Below are 21,982 nucleotides of genomic sequence, written 5' to 3'. Positions count from 1 at the left end.
CGATGGCGGCATGTCAACTTAGTTAGGAGAAACATATGGCGGCAATTACCGCAGCACTGGTAGGCGAACTGCGCGCGAAGACCGACGCGCCGATGATGGAATGCAAGAAGGCACTGACCGAAGCCGAAGGCGACATGGTCCGTGCTGAAGAAATCCTGCGCGTGAAACTGGGCAGCAAGGCATCCAAGGCTTCGTCCCGCATCACTTCGGAAGGCGTTGTCGCAACGTACATCGCCGGCGGCATCGGCTCCCTGGTGGAAATCAACTGTGAAACAGACTTCGTCACCAAGAACGATGAATTCATCGCTCTGGCAAACGCTGTCGCCAAAGTGATCGCAGAAAAGAATCCTGCTGATCTGGCCGCATTGGCTGCACTGCCGCTGGGCGACAAGACAGTGGAAGAAACACGTACCGAACTGATCGGTCGCATCGGCGAAAACATGTCGATCCGTCGCTTCCAACGCTTCGAAACAACCGGCAAGCTGGTGTCCTACCTGCACGGCACGCGCATCGGCGTGGTCGTCGAGTTCGACGGCGCTGACGAACAAGTCGGCAAGGACGTCGCCATGCACATCGCTGCGATGAAGCCGGTGGCGCTGTCGTCGGATCAGGTGCCTGCCGATCTGATCGAAAAAGAGCGTTCGGTCGCTTCGCTGAAGGCTGCCGAATCCGGCAAGCCAGCTGATATCGTCGCCAAGATGGTTGACGGTTCGGTGCAGAAGTACCTGAAGGAAGTGTCGCTGTTCAATCAATCGTTCGTGAAGAACGACAAGCAAACCGTTGAACAAATGCTCAAGGCGGCGAATACCTCCGTCAAGTCGTTCAGCATGTTTGTGGTTGGTGAAGGCATCGAGAAGAAACAGGATGACTTCGCAGCCGAGGTGGCAGCCCAGGTCGCTGCCGCCAAGCAAGCGCAGTAAGCAACAAGGAAGCGGGCCGAGAGGCCCGTTTTTTTAAGCCTGTCGGAACTTTCGACCGGTTTCAGGGACTTTGGATAAGATCCGCCAGGCTCCGGCCAGGCATGTCAACATGTAACCAAATCCCGGCAGCAGAGTTCGGCAGCATACAATGGCGTCCTTGCCGCAACGCAGCCCCAGGCTACGCCTCAGGCGGCGCGATGCAATGCAGGACGCACGGAATTACAAGTCAATCGGATAGCAAACGGAGCCCAGCACATGACGACACCAGCTTACAAGCGCGTACTCCTCAAACTTTCCGGCGAAGCCCTCATGGGCGACGATGCCTACGGCATCAATCGCGCCACCATCGAGCGCATGGTCGCCGACGTGGCGGAAGTAACCCAACTGGGTGTCGAACTGGCGATCGTGATCGGCGGCGGCAACATCTTCCGCGGCGTCGCACCGGGAGCGCAGGGCATGGACCGCGCCACGGCCGACTACATGGGCATGCTGGCAACGGTCATGAACTCGCTTGCGCTGGCCGACGCCATGCGCCAGGCCGGCCTTACCGCACGCGTCATGTCGGCCATCGCCATCGAACAGGTGGTCGAGCCCTACGTTCGCCCCAAGGCGCTGCAATACCTCGAAGAAGGCAAGATCGTGGTATTCGCCGCCGGCACCGGCAACCCTTTCTTCACCACCGATACCGCAGCGGCATTGCGTGGGTCGGAAATCGGCGCCCAGATCGTCCTGAAGGCCACCAAGGTCGACGGCGTCTATACCGCCGATCCGAAGAAGGATCCCGCTGCCACACGCTACAGCACCATCACCTTCGACGAAGCCATTTCCAAGCACCTGCAAGTCATGGACGCCACCGCATTCGCGCTGTGCCGCGACCAGAAACTGCCGATCAAGGTGTTTTCCATCGTCAAGCCGGGCGCCCTCAAGCGCGTGGTCATGGGCGAGGATGAAGGCACATTGGTGCACGTATAAATTTCACGTTTTCGAACACCGTTTTATTTGGTTTTAGATAGGAGAGCAGCATGACCATCGCTGACGTCAAGAAAAGTACCGAGCAAAAAATGAGCAAGTCGATCGAATCGCTGCGCGCCGATCTGGCCAAGGTGCGCACCGGTCGTGCCCACACTGGCATCCTGGACCATGTCCAGGTGGACTATTACGGTTCGCCGACACAGCTGTCGCAAGTCGCCAACCTGACGCTGATCGACGCCCGCACCATCGGCGTCCAGCCGTTTGAAAAGAAGATGCTGGCCGTCATCGAGAAGGCCATCCGTGAAGCCGACCTCGGCCTCAATCCTGCGACCCAGGGCGAACTGATCCGCGTGCCCACGCCGGCGCTGACCGAAGAACGCCGCAAGGAAATGGTCAAGTTGGTCAAGGGTGAAGCTGAAGACACCAAGATCTCGATCCGCAACATCCGTCGCGATGCGAATGAAGGCTTGAAGAAGCTGGTCAAGGACAAGGTTTGCTCCGAAGATGACGAGCGCCGCGGCCAGGAAGACATCCAGAAGCTGACCGACAAGTTCGTCGCCGAAGTCGACAAGCTGGTTGTCGAAAAAGAAAAAGAAGTGTTGACGGTGTAAGCGCGTTATCGCTGTTGTTTATGCGATGATGGAGGGATCGGCTGCGGTTTCGGGCCGATATCGACATCGTCGCGCATCTGGATTTTTACACTGTATGACTCATAAAAGCTCAACCCAGGCGGTGCCCCAGGTTTCATCGGTGCCGCGTCACGTCGCCATCATCATGGATGGCAATGGACGTTGGGCGACCAAACGCTTCCTGCCGCGCGTGGCAGGGCATGTCAAAGGCGTGGACGCCGTGCGCGATATCGTCGAGGCGTGTTCGCAGCGCGGCATCGAATATCTGACGCTGTTCGCCTTCAGTTCCGAAAATTGGCGTCGTCCGGCCGATGAAGTCTCTCTGCTGATGCGCCTGTTCATGACGGCGCTGGAGCGCGAAGTCAGCAAGATGCACGCCAACGACATCCGCCTGCGTGTGGTCGGCGACCTCAGTCGCTTCGACGCCAAGCTGCAGGACATGGTGACCAAGGCCGAAGCGCAAACCGCCGGCAACAAGCGCCTGACGCTGACCATTTGCGCCAATTACGGTGGTCGCTGGGACATCATGCAGGCCGTCGGCAAGATGATCAAAGAACAACCCGGCGCGACCGATTTTTCCGAAGAGCAGTTGACTCCCCATCTGGCGATGGCTTACGCCCCCGAGCCGGACCTGTTTGTCCGCACCGGCGGCGAAGAGCGCATTTCCAATTTTCTACTTTGGCAACTGGCCTATAGCGAGCTGTATTTCACCGAAACCTATTGGCCCGATTTCGATGGGGCCGAGCTGGACAAGGCGATCGAATCGTATCGCCAGCGCGAGCGGCGCTTCGGTCGGACCAGCGAGCAATTGGTCGAGCAAAAAAAGGCTTCCTGATGCTGAAAACGCGTGTCATCACGGCGTTGGTTCTCCTGGCAATATTATTGCCCGTACTTTTCTTGAATAACTTTTTTGCTTTTGCGGCGGTCACCGTGGCGTTCTTCGCTGCCGGCGCCTGGGAAAGCTTGCGACTGTTCCGCTACTCGCGCGCCGAACTGTGGGCCGGGTTCTGGACGGTCGGTTACACCGTCGTCGTCTTCGTCAGCGGGCTGCCGAGCGTGCGCAGTCTGTTCGCCATATGCGTGCTGCTGTGGGTAATCCGCTTCGTTCCTGCGTTGAAGCTGGGCTTGCCGCCTCTGAAAACGCCTGCTAATAGTCTGCTCAGCATTACCTATACGCTGGCGCTGCTGGGTTGCTTCATTGCGATCGTTTCCCTGTTTCAACATTCGCCGCTGTACTTGCTGTCGGTCATGGCGATCGTGTGGATTGCCGACATCGGCGCGTACTTTGCCGGCAAAGGCTTTGGCCGTCACAAGCTGGCGCCCTCTATTTCTCCGGGCAAATCCTGGGAAGGCGCAATCGGTGGCTGGCTGGCGGTGCTGGTTGCCGCTGCAGCGACGGTCATGTACCTCGATGGCGATACTTTTTCCGGACGCCTGTATGAGCGTTTCGGCTGGCCCGGCTTCATCGTCGTGATGAGCTTGCTGGTGGCCGCCAGCGTTGTCGGCGACCTTTTTGAGTCGCAACTCAAGCGTCGCGCCGGCTTCAAGGACAGCAGCAACCTGCTGCCTGGGCATGGCGGCGTGCTGGACCGGATTGATGCACTGATTCCGGTCCTGCCGCTGGCGGCCTTGATCGATCTCTGGTTGTAGGAGTTTCATGCAGGCAATTTCCGTTCTAGGCTCCACCGGTTCCATCGGCGTTTCGACGTTGGATGTGGTGGGGCGCCATCCGGAGCGTTACCGGGTGTATGCATTGACTGCGTATTCACGCGTTGACGAACTCGTGGCGCAATGCGCGCGTTTTCACCCTCAGGTCGCCGTGGTCGGGACTGCCGAAGCAGCGGGCGAACTGCAGCAAAAACTGCGTGCGCAAGGGTTGCGCACCGCAGTCGCTTACGGCTCGCAGGCGCTCTGCGACGTTGCCAGTGCAACTGAGTGCGATATGGTCATGGCGGCAATCGTCGGCGCCGCCGGCCTGGCGTCGACGCTGGCGGCCGCACGCGCCGGCAAAAAAATTCTTCTCGCCAACAAGGAAGCGCTGGTCATGTCCGGCCAGCTGCTGATCGACGCCGTGGCTGAACACAAGGCCACGCTGCTGCCGATCGATAGTGAGCACAATGCGATTTTCCAATGCCTGCCGCACGATTTCCGACGCTCGCTGGACGACGGCGGCATTGCCAAGATCCTGTTGACGGCATCCGGCGGACCTTTCCTCAAGCGTGCCGTCGAAACGCTCGACAGCGTCACGCCGGACGAGGCGGTGGCGCATCCGAAGTGGGTCATGGGCCGCAAGATTTCGGTCGACTCCGCAACCATGATGAACAAGGGCCTGGAAGTCATCGAAGCGCACTGGCTGTTCGGCGCGCCGGCGGACCGGATCGAAGTCATGATTCATCCCCAGAGCGTGATCCATTCGATGGTGTCCTACATCGACGGCTCGGTGCTGGCGCAACTGGGCAATCCCGACATGCGCACACCCATCGCCAACGCCATGGCCTACCCCGAACGCATCGCCTCCGGCGTGGCTCAGCTGGATCTGGCGCAGATCGGTCAATTATTTTTCGAGCGTCCCGACCTGGCGCGTTTTCCATGTCTCAAACTGGCGTATGATGCACTGCACGCCGGTGGCAGCTCGGCGGCGATCCTCAATGCCGCCAACGAAGTTGCCGTGGAGGCATTCCTGAATCAAGAAATCGGATTCCGCATGATCGATCAAGTGATCGCTCGCGTCATGGACAAGCTGCCCCACGGTCCGGTCACCGATATCGATGCGCTGATCGAGCAGGACAAGATAGCGCGTTCCGTGGCGCAATCCTGCCTGACCCTATGATTTCTCCTTCATGAACCTGTTGCACACATTGCTGGCTTTCGTCGTTGCGCTCGGCACACTGGTGGTGGTCCATGAGCTTGGGCATTACTGGGTGGCGCGGCTGTGCGGCGTCAAGGTCTTGCGTTTTTCGGTCGGTATGGGACGTATCTTGTGGTCAAGACGTTTTGGTCCGGACCAGACCGAGTGGGCCCTGTCCATCCTGCCGCTGGGCGGCTACGTCAAGATGCTTGACGCGCGTGAGCAGGACGTCAGCGAGATGGCGCCGGAAGATCTTCAGCGCGAATTCACACGGCAATCCGTCTGGCGCCGCATCGCCATTGTTGCGGCCGGTCCGGTGGCCAATTTCATCCTCGCCATCCTGTTGTTCGCCGGGCTGTTCATGCACGGCATTCCGGAACCCATTCCCAAATTACGCGCCATGGCGGAGCAGAGTGCTGCTTACCAGGCGGGCTTGCGCGGCGGCGAAACCATTACCGCCATCAACGGCGACCCGGTGCATGCGTGGACAGAGGTGCGCTGGCAACTGATGCAGCATGTGCTCGAAAAAAAGCCGGCGCGTCTGGATGTCGAAAGCGCCGCTCCCAACGGCGGCAAGCTCATCAATACCGTCAAATTGTCGCTCGACAGTGTTTCCACCGCGGATCTGGAGGGTGACTTCCTGGCCAAGCTGGGCTTGTCGCTGGCGCGTCCCCAGGCAATCCTGGGCAAGATCATGGACGGTCCGGCCATGCAGGCCGGCCTGCAAAAGGGCGACCTGATCCTGGCCGTGAACGGTGCGCCGATCAAGGATGGCCTGGCCCTGGTCGAACTGGTGCGCGCCTCCCCGGGCAAGCCGCTGACGCTGCATGGCCTGCGTGGCCAGAGCGAGTTCCACATTGCGGTGACGCCCGATACCCTGACCGACAACGGCCAGACCATTGGCCGCATCAAGGTCGAAGTGCCGCTGGCTCCCGAAATGATCGTGGTCAGCGATCCCCCCTGGACGGCCATTGCCAAGGGTGCGGAAAAGACCTGGGACACCAGCGCCATGACGCTCAAGATGATCGGAAAAATGATCGTCGGGCAAGTTTCATGGAAAAATATCACCGGCCCGATTACCATAGCGGATTATGCCGGCCAGACCGCCAAAGTCGGCCTGGTCAGTTACCTGAGCTTCCTCGCGTTCATCAGCATCAGTCTGGGAGTGATGAACCTGCTGCCCATCCCGGTTTTAGATGGCGGGCATTTGCTGTATTATTCGCTGGAGATTTTGACCGGCCGTCCTGTTTCTGAGCGCTTTGGGGAAATTGCTCAACGCGCCGGTATGGGTATTCTGATGATGCTGATGCTCGTGGCCGCATTCAACGACATTGTGCGTCTGATGTTTTAAGGATTCGTCCCACGCCGTCCGGTCGCCGGATGGCTTGGGACTTTACATATGTTCGGTCATTTCAGCGCTTCATGAAGCGACCGGCAAAAAACATAGTTCATAAGATAGCTAATGAAATTACATTCCGCGCATTTCCCTGCACCGATCTTTTCCCGCAGCCTGATCGCCGCCGCAGCGTTGACCCTTTGTACAGGCCAGGCATTCGCTGTCGAGCCGTTCGTGGTCAAAGACATTCGTGTCGAAGGCATTCAGCGTACCGAAGCCGGCACTGTCTTCAGCTACTTGCCGGTGCGCGTGGGCGATACGTTCACGGATGAAAAGGGTACCGCCGCGATCAAGGCGCTGTATGCCACCGGATTCTTCAAGGATGTCCGCGTTGAAGCCGAAGGCGACGTGCTGGTGGTGCAGGTTGAAGAACGTCCGGCCATCGCCAGCGTCGACTTTACCGGCATCAAGGAATTCGACAAGGAACAATTGACCAAGGCGCTCAAGGAAATCGGCGTCGCTGAATCGCGTATTTTCGACAAGTCGCAAGTCGACCGCGCCGAACAGGAACTGAAGCGTCAATATTTGTCGCGCGGTCTGTACGGCGCCAAGGTCACGACCACCATCACGCCGGTCGAGCGCAATCGCGTCGCCGTCACGTTTGCAGTGGACGAAGGCGACACGTCGCGCATCAAGCAAATCAACATTATCGGCAACAAGGCATTTTCGGACGGAACACTGCGTGACCAGCTCAAGTTGACCACACCGGGTTGGTTCACCTGGTACACCAAGGCCGACCAGTACTCCAAGCAGAAGCTTGCCGGCGATATTGAATCGTTGCGCTCTTATTACCTGGATCGCGGTTATCTTGAAATGCAGATCGACTCGACTCAGGTCTCGATCACGCCCGACAAGAAAGACATCTACGTCACCATCAATATCAACGAAGGCGAGAAGTACACCGTCTCCGACATCAAGCTTGATGGCGAAATGTTCGGCATGGAAGGCGATCTCGCCGCGCTGGTGCAATTGAAGAAGGGTGAAATCTACTCCGGCTCCAAGCTGACCGACAGCACCAAGAAGATCAGCGAACGCCTCGGCAACTTCGGTTATGCGTTCGCCAACGTCAACGCCAATCCGAACGTCGATCGCGAAAAGAAGGAAGTCGCCTTCACGATCATGGTCGACCCCGGCAAGCGCGTCTACGTGCGTCATATCAACATCGCCGGCAACACCAAGACCCGTGACGAAGTCATCCGCCGCGAATTCCGCCAGTTTGAAGACTCGTGGTACGACGGTGAAAAGATCAAGCTGTCGCGCGACCGCGTCGACCGTCTCGGCTACTTCAAGGAAGTCAACATCGAGACGCCTGAAGTGCCGAACAGTAACGACCAGATCGACGTCAACATGAAGGTCGAAGAAAAACCGACCGGCAACATCATGATCGGCGCCGGTTTCTCGCAGACCGACAAGCTCAGCCTGACAGGTTCGATTTCCCAGGAAAACGCCTTCGGTAGCGGCAACACCGTCGGTATTGAAGTCAACACCAGCTCGCGCTATCGCACGATCGCCGTGTCGCAGACCAATCCTTACTTCACCGACGATGGCGTGAGCCGCACGTACGAAGTGTTCCTGCGCACGATTCGTCCGTCCGCTTACACGACCGGTGACTATCGCGTGAAGACCATCGGCGGTAGCGTCAAGTTCGGTGTGCCGTTCTCCGAGTTGGATCGTATTTTCTTCGGTATCGGTATTGAAAATACCAAAGTCGATACCGATACCACCAGCCCGAGCTTGTACCGCCAATACGTGCGCGACTTCGGCGCCGGTAGCGGCGCACCGGGTTGTGATGTCGTCAACGACCCTGCTTGCGGCGTCGGAACCGCGTCGACCACCAGCTTCCCGCTGACAGCAGCCTGGCAGCGCGACAGCCGCGACAGTGCATTGGTGCCGACCAAAGGTCGTTTCCAGCGGGCCAATCTGGAGTTGTCCGCCGTCGGGACCCTGAAGTATTATCGTGCGACATATCAGCATCAGTACTTCCAACCATTCTGGGCGAATGCCGCGACGATCGCATTCAATGGTGAAATCGACTACGGCAAGGGCATCGGTGGCAAGCCGTATCCTATCTTCAAGAATTACTATGCGGGCGGTATCGGCACCGTTCGAGGTTACGAGGCATCGTCGCTAGGTAGCCTGAAAGATCAGTACGGTGATTCGATGGGTGGTGCGTCGCGACTCATCGGTAGCGTAGAATTGCAATTCCCGTTCCCGGGTTCGGGACAGGATCGCAGTTTGCGCTGGTTCACTTTCCTTGATGGCGGTAACGTTTTTGCCGACCGCGAGCGCATCAAGATCAATGACTTGCGCTATTCAACTGGTCTCGGCATCAGCTGGATTTCGCCAATCGGCCCATTGAAGTTGAGCTACGGCAAACCTTTGAACTTGAAGCAAGGCGATAAGTCGCAGAACTTCCAGTTCCAGCTCGGCACTGGTTTCTGATCGCAAGATCAGCCAATGGCATAATTGAAATCTGTATTACGGAGAATGACCTTGAAGTTTATTACTAAATCATTATTGTCAATGCAGGCTGCAACGCTGGCAGTCGGCATCCTGTCGTTTGCCAACGTGCAAGCTCAGGAATCAAGAATCGCGTTTGTCAGCACCGAGCGTATTTTCCGCGAAGCGGTGCCGGCCAAGGCTGCACAAACCAAGCTGGAAGCCGAATTTGCCAAGCGCGAAAAAGATATCGCCGACATGGCGGCACGCCTGAAGGCGCAATCCGACAAGCTCGACAAGGATGCCGCCGTGCTGTCCGATTCGGACCGTGCAAAACGTCAGCGCGATCTGGGCGACCTCGACAAGGAATTCCAGCGCAAGCAACGTGAATTCCGCGAAGATCTGAACCAGCGCCGCAACGAAGAGCTGTCGGTGGTTCTGGAGCGCACGAACAAGGTGATCCGTCAGATCGCTGAAGCAGAAAAATATGACATCGTGTTCCAGGAAGCTGTCTATGCCAGCAAGCGCATCGACATCACCGACAAGGTTCTGAAAGAACTGTCGAAGTAATCCTGTGGCAAGAAATGCAATAACGCAATAACGCAATTCATCACATGTTCACCCCAGGCGCGCAGATTGTTCCGAGAAGAAATGTTCAATCTGTGTTGCCTGAGCAGGTAACGGAATAATCTACGAAGGCCAGCATGAGTATTCGGCTAGAACAGTTGGTCGAACGCTTGGGTGGCCAGCTTAAAGGCAATGCGCAGATCGAGGTCGACGGTATTGCCCCTCTGGACGCCGCGACATCGTCGCACATGACGTTCCTCTCCAATCCCAAGTTTCGTTCGCAGGCAGAGCAGACGCAAGCAGCGGTCCTGATCTTGTCGGAAGCGGATGATGACGCCGTGGTCGCCTACCAGGGCGCGCGCATCGTCACCAAGAATCCCTACGCCTATTTTGCCAAGGCTGCGCAGCTGTTCGCGGCACAGGCTGCGATTCCGGTTGTGCCGGGCATCCACGCCAGTGCCTGCGTTGACGCAAGCGCCTTGGTGGCGGCAAGTGCAACCATCGGTCCGCAGGTCGTGATTGAGGCCGGTGCGGTCATCGGCGAACGCGCCGTCATCGATGCAGGCAGCTATATCGGGCGCAATGCACAGATCGGCGCGGACACGCATTTCTATGCGCGGGTGACGTTTCACTCGGGTTGCGAGATCGGTGAGCGCGGCATCGTCCATTCCGGCGTGGTCATTGGCGCGGATGGTTTCGGCTTTGCCAACGAGAGCGGCGTCTGGGTCAAGATTCCGCAGGTCGGCAGGGTAGTGATCGGCAACGACGTCGAAATCGGCGCCAACACCACCATAGACCGCGGCGCCTTGTCCGACACGGTGCTGGAAGACGGCGTCAAGCTGGACAACCAGATCCAGATCGCACACAACTGCCATATCGGCGCGCACACCGCGATTGCCGCCTGTGCGGGGATCGCCGGCAGCGCCAAAATCGGCAAATACTGCTCGATCGGCGGCGCCGCCATGATCCACGGGCATATCACCATCGCCGACAGGGTACATGTGTCGGCGGGTACGCTGGCGTTGCGTTCCATTCTGGAGCCGGGCCAATATACCGGCTTCTATCCCATCGCCAAGCACGGAGAATGGGAAAAATCCGCAGCATTGGTGCGCAATCTGGGCACAATGCGTGAGAAAATCCGTGCGTTGGAAAAAACGATCAAATCGCTTACAGAGCAGCTTACTGCGCAAAATACTGAGCAAAAAAATGACTAGTCTCGACATCAATCAAATCAAAGAATACCTCCCGCACCGTTATCCGATGTTGCTGGTGGACCGCGTCCTCGAATGGGAAAGCGGCAAGGACATCACCGCCATCAAGAACGTGACCGTGAACGAAGAGTTCTTCAACGGCCATTTTCCGCACAAGCCGGTGATGCCGGGCGTACTGATGATCGAAGCGCTGGCGCAGACGGCCGCGCTGCTGTCGTTCCTGACTGAAGGCCGCAAGCCGGACGCCAGCACCGTGGTGTATTTCGTCGGTATCGACAATGCGCGCTTCAAGCGTCCGGTAGAGCCGGGCGACCAGCTCAAGATGCATGTGGAAATCACCCGTCGCGCCCGCGGCATCTGGAAATACAAGGCGGTTGCGACTGTCGACGGCCAGGTAGCGGTTGAAGGCGACCTGATGTGCACGATGCGCAGCGCCAGCGACGCCAGCCAGGCAGGCTGATCCATGTCGCGCATTCATCCTACCGCTGTGATCGAGGTGGGCGCGCAGCTCGACGCGTCGGTTGAGGTTGGTGCCTATTCAGTCATCGGCCCCAACGTGCGCATCGGCGCTGGCACCAAAATTGGCCCGCATGTTGTGATCGAAGGCCATACGACGATCGGTCGCGACAACCAGATCTTCCAGTTTGGCTCCCTCGGCGCCGCGCCGCAAGACAAGAAGTACGCCGGCGAACCGACCCGCCTGGAAATCGGCGACCGCAACACCATCCGTGAATTCGTCACCTTCAACCTGGGCACCACCCAGGATGCGGGAGTCACGCGCCTCGGCGACGACAACTGGATCATGGCATACGTGCACATTGCGCACGATTGCCAGCTGGGCAACAACATCATCCTGGCCAACAATGCCACGCTGGCAGGGCACGTCCATTTGGGTGACTGGGTGTTCTTGGGCGGCTTCACGTCGGTGCACCAATTCTGCAAGATCGGCGCGCATGCCATGACGGCGTTTACTGCGGCCGTGAGCCAGGATATTCCTCCGTTCGTGACGGCGGCGGGCAACCGCGCAGTGCCGGCAGGCATCAACAGCGAAGGCCTGAAGCGCCGTGGTTTCACGCCCGAGCAAATCGCCGCGATCAAGCGCGCCTATAAAGCGATCTATCGTTCCAGCCTGCCGCTCGAAGAGGCCAAGCAAGCGTTGCAGCAGCAAGAAGAAAATTCCCCCGAGTCCGCCGCTCATATCCGCCTGATGCGCGAATTCATCGCCTCGTCCTCTCGTGGCATCATCCGATAACATGTCCATCGCCATGGTCGCCGGCGAAAGCTCGGGCGACCTGCTGGCGAGCCGTTTGCTGTCCGGCTTGCGTCCGCGCCTGCCGGACGCGCGCATGCATGGCATCGGCGGACCGCACATGGCAGAGCATGGCTTCGTGAGCGACTGGCCGATGGACAAGCTGACCGTGCGCGGGCTGTTCGAAGTGATACCGCGCTACCGCGAACTCAAAGGCATACAGAACACGCTGCGCGACCAGTTGCTGGCCGAGCGGCCGTCGGTATTCATCGGCATCGACTATCCCGGTTTCAATCTCGGCCTCGAGCAGCAACTGCGCGATGCCGGTATTCCGACCATGCATTTCATCGGCCCGCAAATCTGGGCGTGGCGCGGCGGTCGCATCAAGAAAATCGCCCGTGCGGTGTCGCACATGCTGGTGATTTTTCCGTTCGAGGAAGAGATCTACCGCAAGGCCGGCGTTCCGGTCACCTATGTTGGTCATCCGCTGGCGGAAATCATCCCGATGGAGCCCGATCAGACCGGCGCACGCACTGCGCTCGGCTTGCAGCATGACCATCGTGTGGTGGCGATCCTGCCGGGCAGCCGCATGTCCGAACTCAAGTACAACACCGCCAGCTTCCTTGGCGCTGCCAGACTGTTGCGCCAGCGCGAGCCGCAATTGCAGTTCGTGGCGCCAATGGCCGGCGACAAGCAGCGCGCGTATTTCGAGCAATTGATTGTGGAGACTGGCAGCGCCGATCTTGGCATCCACGTCATCAGCGGCCAGTCGCATGTGGCAATGGAAGCGGCTGATGCCGTTCTGGTCGCTTCCGGCACCGCGTCGCTGGAAGTGGCCTTGTACAAGAAGCCGATGGTCATCGCCTACAAGATGATGCGCGCGTCCTACGCCATCATGCGCCACATGAACTACCAGCCCTGGGTCGGGCTGCCGAATATCCTGGCGCGCGAGTTTCTCGTGCCGGAGTTTCTGCAGGACGCCGCCACGCCGCAAGCGCTGGCCGATGCGTTGTGGAAGCAACTGGATGATCAGGAACATTGCAGGAACCTGCGCCAGCGGTTTACCGATATGCACCACAGCTTGTTGCGCGATACCGCCAGCGCCAGCGCGCAGGCGGTCTGCGCCTTGCTGGACCGGCAGCGTGCGCGATTTGCACCAGGAAACTGACACCATGGCGAAGAAACAAGATCTGAATCTGTCCTTGTTTGCGTTCGACAACTACGCCGGGGAGACCATTTGCGGTGTTGATGAAGCAGGACGCGGGCCTTTGGCGGGACCGGTATTTGCTGCCGCCGTGATTCTCGATCCGGCGCGTCCGATCGTCGGCTTGCGGGATTCGAAAAAACTCTCGGAATCCAGCCGCGATGCGCTTGCGCTTGAAATCAAGGACCGCGCCATCGCCTGGGCGATTGCGGAGTGTTCGGAAGATGAAATCGACCAGCTCAATATTCTCCACGCCAGCATGCTGGCCATGCGCCGCGCTGTCGAAACGCTCAAGACCATCCCCACGCTGGCGCTGATCGACGGCAATCGCTGTCCGGTCATGACGATACGCTCGGAAGCCATTGTCAAGGGCGACGACAAGGTGCCGGCGATCTCGGCCGCTTCCATCCTGGCCAAGACCGCGCGCGACGCCGCCTTGCTGGTGCTGCACGCGCAGTATCCGAACTATGCCTTCGATCAGCACAAGGGCTACCCGACCGCACTGCATCTGGAACGTCTGCGCCTGCATGGCGTCTCGCCCGTGCATCGCAAGTCGTACGCGCCGGTGCGTGCTTTGTTGAACGTGGGTTGAAAGGAGTGACCGTGAAAACGATCTCCTCGCGCGACAACACGCTGTACAAGGAGCTCAAGCAGCTGGCCACCAGCGCGCAGGCGCGACGCAAGGCCGGTCGCAGCCTGCTCGATGGCGTGCATCTGGCGCAAGCCTATCTGCAAGCCAGCGGAGAGCCTGAGTTTTGCATCGTCGCCGAAAGTGCTCTGCATCATGCGGAAGTGGCGCCGCTGTTGGCGCAATGCGAAGCGGAAGGAGTTCAATGCATTTGCTTGCCCGACGTGCTGTATCAGGCAGCAAGCCAGGTCGAAAACGGTGTTGGTCTGTTGCTGGTGATTGCGACGCCGCAGCCGTCCGTGCCGTCGGTGTTGACGACGTCTGCCGTGTTGCTCGACGGCTTGCAGGATCCCGGCAACCTGGGCTCCATCCTGCGCAGCGCTGCAGCGGCAGGTATCGGCCAGGTGTTTTGTTCTGCAGGCACCGCTGCCGCGTGGTCGCCCAAGGTCTTGCGCGCCGGCATGGGGGCGCATTTTCAACTGGAGATATTCGAGAACGCCGATTTGCTGAGCCTGTGCAAGGGCGGCAGTATCCCGGTGCTGGCGACCAGTTCCTACGCACAAAAAACCATCTATCAAACTGATCTGGCGCAACCCGTCGCTTGGCTGTTCGGACACGAAGGGCAGGGCGTCGCCGACGATCTGCTCGATGCCGCCAGCGACAAGGTCGTGATTCCGCATCTCGGCGAGATGGAGTCGCTCAATGTCGCTGCCGCCGCAGCGGTTTGCTTCTTCGAGCAGGTCCGGCAAAAGCAGGGCAGCGCCTCCTGAGTGGCGATGAACTTCCTGTCGCCGGATCTCCATGCCTATTTCAGCGGACGCTGGAATTTTTCCCGCACCATGCTGGGCGCCGAGGATGTATTGATCGGTGAAGCTGATGGTACGGCCGAATTCCTGCGGGTCTCCGACACGCCTCTATTGCATTACAAGGAATCGGGGCAGCTGCGGCTGACGGCCGACCGGCGTGTGGTCGCTTTTTCGCGCCGCTTTGACTACGAGATTGCGGGCGACCTTGTGCACGTGGCGTTTGCCGACGGCATGCAGGCCGGGCAGGCCTACCAGAGCTATCGCTATGACGCGGTGAAACAGGCTTTGCTGCCGGTCGAGGCGCATCTCTGCATACTCGACCGTTACGACGGCAGCTATCAGTTGATTGACACTGACCAGTTCGAATTGCGCACGCGCATTGACGGTCCGCAAAAGGACTATCTGGTGCACACGCATTTCACCAGAGCGCCTGGCTAGTTGGCGTGCGCAGCGGATATCAACGGGTTTCCGGCTTGATTTCCTGCAGGATGGTGGCGGCGATTTCTTCGATCGACTTGGCTGTCGACGACATCCAGCGGATGCCTTCGCGGCGCATCATCTTTTCCGCCTCATTGATTTCATAGCGGCAGTTTTCGATGGCGGCGTATTTGCTGCCGGGGCGGCGTTCATTGCGCACTTCCGACAGGCGTTCGGCTGCGATCGTCAGGCCGAAAATCTTCTTCTTGAAATTTACCAACCCGCTCGGCAGCTTGTCGCGTTCAAAGTCCTCCGGAATAAGCGGGTAATTGGCCGCCTTGATGCCGTATTGCATCGCCAGGTACAGGCTGGTCGGGGTCTTGCCCGAGCGTGACACGCCGACCAGAATGACGTCGGCGCTGGCCAGGTTCTTGTTTGACTGGCCGTCATCATGCGCCAGCGAAAAATTGATCGCCTCGATGCGGTTTTTGTACTCTTCCGAATCGGCGGTGTTGTGGCTGCGGCCAATGGTATGGGTCGACTTGACGCCGAGCTCCTGCTCCAGCGGTTCGACGAAGGTCTGGAACAAGTCCATGTGCATTGCCCGCGACTGGCGGATGACCGCCGACAGGTCGGCTTTCACCAGTGTCGAAAACACGATCGGCGCCTTGCCGTCGACTTCGGCCACTTCATTGATGCGGCGCGTGGCGTCATAGGCCTTGTCCAGCGTATCGACAAACGGCAGCCGCACTTGCTTGAAACGCAGCTCGAATTGGCTGAGCACGGAATGGCCGAGCGTTTCCGCCGTAATACCGGTACCGTCTGAAACGAAGAACACCGTGCGGTTGGCGGGCGGCAACGGGACCGGATGTGAAGGCGGAGCGAGATCGAGCATAGTGTTGTTAAAAAGAAAACAATAAAAATAAGAGGGGGAGTGAAAAAAAGTCGGCTACCCATGTAAAATGCCATGCAACAGATTGAGAAGCTAGCTCAAAATGACCCTGAACGTGCTGCGCAAGTTGACCGAAACCATCTGGATGTTTGCCGTCGCAAACACCTTCGGAACTGCCGCGCGCCGTTTGCATCAAGTCACGCACCTCCTGAGCCGTGCCGCGCTACCTGCAGTTGATCTGGCAGTTGCATCCGCATTTGCACCAATTATGTCGCCTTCGTCCCAAAATAACAAAGAACAAATGACGATCGCCGGCGCCGCGAAGATTTCCCATCATCAAACTAGAGGTTGTTATGTCCAACGCAGTAAACATGGGTTCTGCCCAGGGGGCCGCATACGTAGTCTCCTTTGAAAATCTTCGCATGACGGATGTCGAGTCCGTCGGCGGCAAGAACGCGTCACTGGGTGAAATGATCAGCCAGCTGGCCGGTGCCGGAGTCCGGGTGCCAGGTGGCTTTGCCACGACCGCACAGGCTTTCCGCGACTTTCTGGAACACAGTGCAAATGGTGGCGCAACGCTGGCCCAACGCATTGCAGATCGTCTCGTCACGCTGGACATCGAAGATGTGCGTGCATTGGCGCAAGCCGGTGCGGAGATTCGTCAATGGATTATCGACACGCCTTTCCAGCCTGAGCTGGAACAGCAGATCAAATCCTTCTACGACAAACTGGTTGCCGACTCCACCGCGGAGATGTCTTTCGCCGTGCGTTCGTCCGCGACCGCAGAAGACTTGCCTGACGCGTCCTTCGCCGGTCAGCAGGAAACCTTCCTCAACGTGGTCGGCATCGACAACGTGCTCGAAGCGATGAAGCACGTGTTCGCGTCGCTGTACAACGACCGTGCGATCTCGTATCGCGTCCACAAGGGCTTCACTCACGCTGAAGTCGCACTGTCGGCAGGCGTACAGCGCATGGTGCGCTCCGACGTCGGCGCCGCCGGCGTGATGTTCACCATCGACACCGAATCGGGCTTCAAGGATGTGGTCTTCATCACTTCCAGCTACGGCCTGGGCGAAACGGTGGTGCAGGGCGCGGTCAATCCGGACGAGTTCTACGTCCACAAGCCGATGCTCGAACAAGGCAAGCTGCCGATCATCCGCCGCAACATCGGCTCCAAGCTGATCAAGATGGAATTCACCGGCGAAGCCAAGGCCGGCCGCTCGGTCAAGACCGTCGACGTGCCGGTCGAAATGCGCAACCGCTATTCGCTCAACGACGCCGAAATCGTCGAGCTGGCCAAATACGCCACCATCATCGAGAAGCACTACGAGCGTCCGATGGACATCGAATGGGGCAAGGATGGCCGCGACGGCAAGCTGTACATCCTGCAGGCGCGTCCGGAAACCGTGAAGTCGCAACAAAAGGCGACCGATGCGCAGCAACGTTTCAAACTCAAGGGTTCCAGCGCCGTGCTGGCAACCGGTCGCGCGATCGGCCAGAAGATCGGCGCCGGTCCGGTGCGCGTGATTCGCGATGCCGCCGAGATGGAACGCGTCCAGCCGGGCGACGTGCTGGTTGCCGACATGACCGACCCAAACTGGGAACCGGTCATGAAGCGCGCCGCGGCGATTGTCACCAACCGCGGCGGCCGCACCTGTCACGCAGCGATCATCGCGCGTGAACTGGGCGTGCCGGCAGTGGTCGGTTGCGGCGACGCCACTGACGTGCTCAAGGACGGTACGCTGGTCACCGTTTCGTGCGCCGAAGGCGACGAAGGCAAGATCTACGACGGTCTGCTGGAAACCGAAATCACCGAAGTCGCACGCGGCGAACTGCCGTCGATTCCGTTGAAGATCATGATGAACGTCGGCAACCCGCAACTGGCCTTCGACTTCCAGTCGATCCCGAACGGCGGCGTCGGTCTGGCGCGTCTCGAATTCATCATCAACAACAATATCGGCGTACATCCACGCGCAATCCTGGAATACCCGAACATCGACGCCGACCTCAAGAAGGCAGTCGAGTCGGTCGCCCGCGGCCACGCTTCGCCGAAGGCCTTCTACGTCGACAAGCTGGCCGAAGGCATCGCCACCATCGCGGCGGCATTCTGGCCCAAGCCGGTCATTGTGCGCCTGTCCGACTTCAAGTCGAACGAGTACAAGAAACTGATCGGCGGTTCGCGTTACGAGCCGGACGAAGAAAATCCAATGCTGGGCTTCCGTGGCGCGGCGCGTTACCTGGCTGCCGATTTCGCCGAAGCGTTCGAAATGGAATGCCTGGCGATGAAGCGCGTGCGCAACGACATGGGTCTGACCAACGTCGAGATCATGGTGCCGTTCGTCCGTACGCTGGGCCAGGCGGAAAAGGTCATCGGCCTGCTCGGCAAGAACGGCCTCAAGCGCGGCGAAAACGGTCTGCGCGTCATCATGATGTGCGAAGTGCCTTCCAACGCGATTCTGGCGGAGGAATTCCTCGAGCACTTCGATGGCTTCTCGATCGGTTCCAACGATCTGACGCAGCTGACATTGGGCCTGGACCGCGACTCCGGCATGGAATTGCTGGCAGCCGATTTCGATGAACGCGATCCGGCCTTGCAAGCCTTGCTGACCAAGGTCATCTCGACTTGCCTCGCCAAGGGCAAGTATGTCGGCATCTGCGGCCAGGGTCCTTCGGACCATCCGGACTTTGCGGAATGGCTGATGAAGCAGGGTATCGAATCGATTTCGCTCAATCCTGATTCGGTGGTCGACACCTGGCAAAAACTGGCGGCCAGCCACGCAGGAAAGTAAGCAAGCAGGCTTCGTTATTTCAGCTTATTTGCTTCAACAAAAACGCGGGCTTCGTGCCCGCGTTTTTGCTTTTTGCGAATAGGCTGTTACAGTCTTGCCGGTAAGCAGGTCTGCAGCAGTTTTTCGCACCATCTCTGAAAAGGAACAAGGACATGATGGACTGGGCGATATGGTTCGTATTGGCCGGCGTGGCCGTCGGCGTGGAACTCTTCACCGGCACGTTCTATCTGCTGATGATTGCGGTCGGTCTCGGGGCCGGCGGCGTCGCCGCGCTGCTGGGCGGCAAACTGGAGTGGCAGTTGCTGCTGGCGGCGGCGATCGGCTTTGCCGCCATCGGCGCATTGCGGCGCAGCCGCTTTGGCCGCAGGCATAAAAATGAGGCCGGGCGGGACCCCAACGTGAACCTCGACATCGGCCAAAGCGTGAGCGTCGATCACTGGAACGATCTCGATGGCACCCACACCGCGCGTATCCGCTATCGCGGCGCCGAGTGGGACGTCGAACTCGCCGCAGGCAGCCCTGTGCAGGCAGGACAATTCATTATCCGGGAAGTACGGGGCAGCCGCCTGATCGTCTCCCATCAAGCCTCACACCACTAGGAGAATATTCATGTTCGGAAGCGTGACGCTGGTCATTTTTTTCATCGCCATCATCTTCGTCATCAAGACGGTAAAAGTCGTGCCTCAACAGCACGCCTGGGTGGTCGAGCGCCTCGGCAAATACCACGCGACGCTGGGGCCTGGCCTGAACATCGTGGTGCCTTTCATCGATCGCGTCGCCTACAAGCACGTGCTAAAGGAAATCCCGCTCGACGTGCCGCCGCAGGTCTGCATTACGCGCGACAACACGCAATTGCAAGTCGACGGCATCCTGTACTTCCAGATCACCGATCCGATGCGCGCATCCTATGGTTCGTCAAACTACATTGCGGCGATCACCCAGCTGGCGCAAACCACCTTGCGCTCCGTGATCGGCAAGATGGAACTCGACAAGACCTTTGAAGAACGCGACCACATCAACACCGCCATCGTCAGCGCCATCGACGAGTCGGCCGCGAACTGGGGCGTGAAGGTGTTGCGTTACGAAATCAAGGACCTCACACCACCGAAGGAAATCCTTCACGCCATGCAGGCGCAGATCACCGCCGAGCGTGAAAAACGCGCGCTGATCGCTGCTTCCGAAGGCCGCAAGCAGGAGCAGATCAACATCGCCACCGGCGAACGCGAAGCCTCCATCGCCAAGTCGGAAGGTGAAAAGCAGGCGTCGATCAACCGTGCCGAAGGTCAGGCCGCCGCCATCATCGCCATCGCCAACGCCAGCGCCGAAGCGCTGCGCAAGACGGCGGCGGCGATCCAGTCGCCGGGCGGTGAAGAAGCGGTCAACCTGAAAGTCGCGGAACAGTATGTCGCAGCATTTTCGCAACTGGCCAAGACAAACAATTCCATCATCGTGCCGGCCAACCTGAGCGACATGAGCACGCTCATTGCCAGCGCGCTGCAAGTCGTGAAGGCGCAGGGAAAATAAGCCAGGACAGCGTCGACGTCGAATCAGAAAAAGCCTGAAGAGAAATTTTCAGGCTTTTTTTTACGAGCGTTGCAAGCGAATCAGCGCAAGGCAATCAGACCGTAGCAAGCGCTTGGTCCAGATCCGCAAGCAGATCGTCGATATGCTCGATGCCGATCGACAGGCGTACGGTGTCTTCGGTGACGCCGGCTTTCACCAGTTCGGCTGGCGAGAGCTGGCGATGCGTGGTCGAGGCCGGATGCGTGGCCAGCGACTTGGCGTCGCCGATATTGACCAAGCGCGTGAACAGTTGCAGCGCATCCTGGAATTTCGCACCGCCGACGAGGCCGCCCTTGACGCCGAAAGTCAGAATGCCCGACGGCTTGCCCTTGAAGTATTTTTGCGCCAGGGCGTGATCGGGATGATCTTCCAGCCCGGCGTAGTTGACCCAGTTCACCTTCGGGTGTTTCTTCAGATGCTGCGCCACCGTCAGTGCGTTGGCGGTGATGCGGTCGAGCCGCAAGGCCAGCGTTTCGATGCCTTGCAGGATCTGGAAACTGTTGAACGGCGACAGCGCCGCACCGGTATTGCGCAATGGCACCACGCGCGCGCGACCGATGTAGGCGGCTTCGCCCAGCGCTTCGGTATAGACCACGCCGTGGTAGCTGACGTCGGGCTCGTTGAGGCGCTTGAAGCGTTCCTTGTGCTTGGCCCACGGGAACTTGCCGGAGTCGACAATCGCGCCGCCCAGGCTGGTGCCGTGGCCGCCCAGATACTTCGTCAGCGAGTGCACGACGATGTCGGCGCCATGTTCGATCGGCCTGAGCAGATAGGGCGTGGCGACGGTGTTGTCGACGATCAGCGGCACGCCGTGGCGATGGGCGATCTCGGCGATGGCGGCAATGTCGGTGATGTTGCCGAGCGGATTGCCGATGGACTCGATGAACACCGCCTTGGTGCGCCCATCGATATGTTGCTCGAACGAGGCGGGTGTGCGCGGATCGGCGAAGCGCGTCTCGATGCCGAACTGCGGCAGCGTATGCGCGAACAGGTTGTAGGTTCCACCGTACAGCGTGGAGGCCGAGACGATATTGTCGCCGGCTTCCGCGATGGTCTGGATGGCATAGGTGACCGCCGCCTGGCCCGACGCCACTGCCAGCGCCGCGATGCCGCCTTCCAGCGCAGCGACGCGTTTTTCCAGCACGTCCTGGGTGGGATTCATGATGCGGGAGTAAATATTGCCTTGCACCTTCAGGTCGAACAGATCGGCGCCATGCTGCGTGTCGTCGAAGGCAAACGCCACCGTCTGGTAGATCGGCACCGCCACCGCCTTGGTGGTCGGGTCAGGCGTATAACCGGCATGCACGGAGAGCGTTTCGAATTTCCATTGGGGTGCTTGTGTCATCGGATCTTCCTGCAGGTCAAGAATAGGGTGAGGGGGAAAAATGACTCTAACCAGCCGCCGATGTGCAGCGAACGAATCATTTTGCATATCCATATGCGGTGCGAAAT

Annotated in this window: 21 protein-coding genes; 19 read left to right on the top strand and 2 right to left on the bottom strand. The window is 59.1% G+C overall.

Annotated features, from left to right (window positions below; all coding sequences use genetic code 11):
• Positions 1–35: 35 nt before the first annotated feature.
• The 16 genes from tsf (at position 36) to ACIROW_RS03615 (ending at position 15,307) form a co-directional block, all read left to right on the top strand.
• Positions 36–920, top strand: a complete 885-nt coding sequence (gene tsf, locus ACIROW_RS03690) for a translation elongation factor Ts (RefSeq protein ID WP_402271996.1) — start codon at positions 36–38, stop codon at positions 918–920.
• A 255-nt stretch (positions 921–1,175) separates the two neighbouring features.
• On the top strand, positions 1,176–1,892 hold the full coding sequence (pyrH, locus tag ACIROW_RS03685) for a UMP kinase (RefSeq protein WP_402271993.1): 717 nt from the start codon (positions 1,176–1,178) through the stop codon (positions 1,890–1,892).
• Between the two features lie 50 nt (positions 1,893–1,942).
• Positions 1,943–2,503, top strand: a complete 561-nt coding sequence (frr, locus tag ACIROW_RS03680; protein WP_402271991.1) for a ribosome recycling factor — start codon at positions 1,943–1,945, stop codon at positions 2,501–2,503.
• A 94-nt stretch (positions 2,504–2,597) separates the two neighbouring features.
• Positions 2,598–3,356, top strand: a complete 759-nt coding sequence (gene uppS / locus ACIROW_RS03675) for a polyprenyl diphosphate synthase (protein ID WP_402271989.1) — start codon at positions 2,598–2,600, stop codon at positions 3,354–3,356.
• Positions 3,356–4,171 (top strand): phosphatidate cytidylyltransferase, encoded by an 816-nt coding sequence (locus ACIROW_RS03670; RefSeq protein WP_402271986.1) that lies wholly within the window; start codon positions 3,356–3,358, stop codon positions 4,169–4,171. The genes uppS and ACIROW_RS03670 overlap by 1 nt, the downstream gene beginning before the upstream one ends.
• 7 nt (positions 4,172–4,178) lie before the next feature.
• Positions 4,179–5,351 carry a 1-deoxy-D-xylulose-5-phosphate reductoisomerase gene (ispC, locus tag ACIROW_RS03665; protein WP_402271983.1) on the top strand — a complete coding sequence of 391 codons (1,173 nt, stop codon included), beginning with the start codon at positions 4,179–4,181 and terminating at the stop codon, positions 5,349–5,351.
• A gap of 10 nt (positions 5,352–5,361) precedes the next feature.
• Entirely contained in the window at positions 5,362–6,720 is a 1,359-nt protein-coding gene (gene rseP, locus ACIROW_RS03660; protein ID WP_402271980.1) for an RIP metalloprotease RseP, read from the top strand.
• 111 nt (positions 6,721–6,831) lie between these two features.
• Positions 6,832–9,207, top strand: coding sequence for an outer membrane protein assembly factor BamA (gene bamA, locus ACIROW_RS03655; RefSeq protein WP_402271978.1), 2,376 nt, complete (start codon positions 6,832–6,834; stop codon positions 9,205–9,207).
• 81 nt (positions 9,208–9,288) lie between these two features.
• Entirely contained in the window at positions 9,289–9,774 is a 486-nt protein-coding gene (locus ACIROW_RS03650; protein ID WP_402272479.1) for an OmpH family outer membrane protein, read from the top strand.
• A gap of 134 nt (positions 9,775–9,908) precedes the next feature.
• Entirely contained in the window at positions 9,909–10,985 is a 1,077-nt protein-coding gene (lpxD, locus tag ACIROW_RS03645; protein WP_402271975.1) for a UDP-3-O-(3-hydroxymyristoyl)glucosamine N-acyltransferase, read from the top strand.
• On the top strand, positions 10,978–11,442 hold the full coding sequence (fabZ, locus tag ACIROW_RS03640; RefSeq protein WP_402271973.1) for a 3-hydroxyacyl-ACP dehydratase FabZ: 465 nt from the start codon (positions 10,978–10,980) through the stop codon (positions 11,440–11,442). Before lpxD ends, fabZ begins: the two co-directional genes overlap by 8 nt.
• A gap of 3 nt (positions 11,443–11,445) precedes the next feature.
• Positions 11,446–12,234 (top strand): acyl-ACP--UDP-N-acetylglucosamine O-acyltransferase, encoded by a 789-nt coding sequence (gene lpxA / locus ACIROW_RS03635; RefSeq protein ID WP_402271970.1) that lies wholly within the window; start codon positions 11,446–11,448, stop codon positions 12,232–12,234.
• 1 nt (position 12,235) lies between these two features.
• A complete protein-coding gene (lpxB, locus tag ACIROW_RS03630; RefSeq protein WP_402271967.1) occupies positions 12,236–13,399 on the top strand; it encodes a lipid-A-disaccharide synthase in 1,164 nt (387 codons plus the stop codon).
• A 4-nt stretch (positions 13,400–13,403) separates the two neighbouring features.
• Positions 13,404–14,027 (top strand): ribonuclease HII, encoded by a 624-nt coding sequence (gene rnhB, locus ACIROW_RS03625; RefSeq protein WP_402271965.1) that lies wholly within the window; start codon positions 13,404–13,406, stop codon positions 14,025–14,027.
• Positions 14,028–14,038: 11 nt separating this feature from the next.
• On the top strand, positions 14,039–14,833 hold the full coding sequence (locus ACIROW_RS03620; RefSeq protein WP_402271962.1) for a TrmH family RNA methyltransferase: 795 nt from the start codon (positions 14,039–14,041) through the stop codon (positions 14,831–14,833).
• Between the two features lie 6 nt (positions 14,834–14,839).
• Positions 14,840–15,307, top strand: a complete 468-nt coding sequence (locus ACIROW_RS03615; RefSeq protein WP_402271960.1) for a DUF6314 family protein — start codon at positions 14,840–14,842, stop codon at positions 15,305–15,307.
• 19 nt (positions 15,308–15,326) lie between these two features.
• Here ACIROW_RS03615 and ACIROW_RS03610 read toward each other — a convergent pair whose 3' ends face one another.
• A complete protein-coding gene (locus ACIROW_RS03610; protein ID WP_116432523.1) occupies positions 15,327–16,181 on the bottom strand; it encodes a pyruvate, water dikinase regulatory protein in 855 nt (284 codons plus the stop codon).
• A gap of 419 nt (positions 16,182–16,600) precedes the next feature.
• Between ACIROW_RS03610 and ppsA the strand changes: the two genes are divergently transcribed.
• The 3 genes from ppsA to ACIROW_RS03595 all read left to right on the top strand — a co-directional run bounded on the left by ppsA (position 16,601) and on the right by ACIROW_RS03595 (position 20,491).
• A complete protein-coding gene (ppsA, locus tag ACIROW_RS03605; protein WP_402271958.1) occupies positions 16,601–18,967 on the top strand; it encodes a phosphoenolpyruvate synthase in 2,367 nt (788 codons plus the stop codon).
• 152 nt (positions 18,968–19,119) lie between these two features.
• Positions 19,120–19,566 carry an NfeD family protein gene (locus ACIROW_RS03600; protein ID WP_402271955.1) on the top strand — a complete coding sequence of 149 codons (447 nt, stop codon included), beginning with the start codon at positions 19,120–19,122 and terminating at the stop codon, positions 19,564–19,566.
• Positions 19,567–19,576: 10 nt separating this feature from the next.
• Complete coding sequence (locus tag ACIROW_RS03595) at positions 19,577–20,491, top strand: SPFH domain-containing protein (protein WP_265213344.1); 915 nt, start codon at positions 19,577–19,579, stop codon at positions 20,489–20,491.
• Positions 20,492–20,585: 94 nt separating this feature from the next.
• Here ACIROW_RS03595 and ACIROW_RS03590 read toward each other — a convergent pair whose 3' ends face one another.
• Positions 20,586–21,875, bottom strand: coding sequence for an O-acetylhomoserine aminocarboxypropyltransferase/cysteine synthase family protein (locus ACIROW_RS03590; RefSeq protein ID WP_402271952.1), 1,290 nt, complete (start codon positions 21,873–21,875; stop codon positions 20,586–20,588).
• Positions 21,876–21,982 lie beyond the last annotated feature (107 nt).

It is taken from the genome of Herbaspirillum sp. NPDC101397, from assembly GCF_044767325.1.
In the GTDB taxonomy this organism is placed as follows: Bacteria; Pseudomonadota; Gammaproteobacteria; order Burkholderiales; family Burkholderiaceae_D; genus Herbaspirillum.
The sequence above is the reverse complement of the archived record's forward strand: the minus strand, read 5'-3'. Positions and strand labels throughout refer to the sequence as shown.

Coding starts and splice junctions, on each gene's coding strand:
- tsf (WP_402271996.1), top strand. CDS start 36: ATGGCGGCAATTACCGCAGCACTGGTAGGCGAACTGCGCGCGAAGACC.
- pyrH (WP_402271993.1), top strand. CDS start 1,176: ATGACGACACCAGCTTACAAGCGCGTACTCCTCAAACTTTCCGGCGAA.
- frr (WP_402271991.1), top strand. CDS start 1,943: ATGACCATCGCTGACGTCAAGAAAAGTACCGAGCAAAAAATGAGCAAG.
- uppS (WP_402271989.1), top strand. CDS start 2,598: ATGACTCATAAAAGCTCAACCCAGGCGGTGCCCCAGGTTTCATCGGTG.
- ACIROW_RS03670 (WP_402271986.1), top strand. CDS start 3,356: ATGCTGAAAACGCGTGTCATCACGGCGTTGGTTCTCCTGGCAATATTA.
- ispC (WP_402271983.1), top strand. CDS start 4,179: ATGCAGGCAATTTCCGTTCTAGGCTCCACCGGTTCCATCGGCGTTTCG.
- rseP (WP_402271980.1), top strand. CDS start 5,362: ATGAACCTGTTGCACACATTGCTGGCTTTCGTCGTTGCGCTCGGCACA.
- bamA (WP_402271978.1), top strand. CDS start 6,832: ATGAAATTACATTCCGCGCATTTCCCTGCACCGATCTTTTCCCGCAGC.
- ACIROW_RS03650 (WP_402272479.1), top strand. CDS start 9,289: ATGCAGGCTGCAACGCTGGCAGTCGGCATCCTGTCGTTTGCCAACGTG.
- lpxD (WP_402271975.1), top strand. CDS start 9,909: ATGAGTATTCGGCTAGAACAGTTGGTCGAACGCTTGGGTGGCCAGCTT.
- fabZ (WP_402271973.1), top strand. CDS start 10,978: ATGACTAGTCTCGACATCAATCAAATCAAAGAATACCTCCCGCACCGT.
- lpxA (WP_402271970.1), top strand. CDS start 11,446: ATGTCGCGCATTCATCCTACCGCTGTGATCGAGGTGGGCGCGCAGCTC.
- lpxB (WP_402271967.1), top strand. CDS start 12,236: ATGTCCATCGCCATGGTCGCCGGCGAAAGCTCGGGCGACCTGCTGGCG.
- rnhB (WP_402271965.1), top strand. CDS start 13,404: ATGGCGAAGAAACAAGATCTGAATCTGTCCTTGTTTGCGTTCGACAAC.
- ACIROW_RS03615 (WP_402271960.1), top strand. CDS start 14,840: ATGAACTTCCTGTCGCCGGATCTCCATGCCTATTTCAGCGGACGCTGG.
- ACIROW_RS03610 (WP_116432523.1), bottom strand. CDS start 16,181: ATGCTCGATCTCGCTCCGCCTTCACATCCGGTCCCGTTGCCGCCCGCC.
- ppsA (WP_402271958.1), top strand. CDS start 16,601: ATGACGGATGTCGAGTCCGTCGGCGGCAAGAACGCGTCACTGGGTGAA.
- ACIROW_RS03600 (WP_402271955.1), top strand. CDS start 19,120: ATGATGGACTGGGCGATATGGTTCGTATTGGCCGGCGTGGCCGTCGGC.
- ACIROW_RS03595 (WP_265213344.1), top strand. CDS start 19,577: ATGTTCGGAAGCGTGACGCTGGTCATTTTTTTCATCGCCATCATCTTC.
- ACIROW_RS03590 (WP_402271952.1), bottom strand. CDS start 21,875: ATGACACAAGCACCCCAATGGAAATTCGAAACGCTCTCCGTGCATGCC.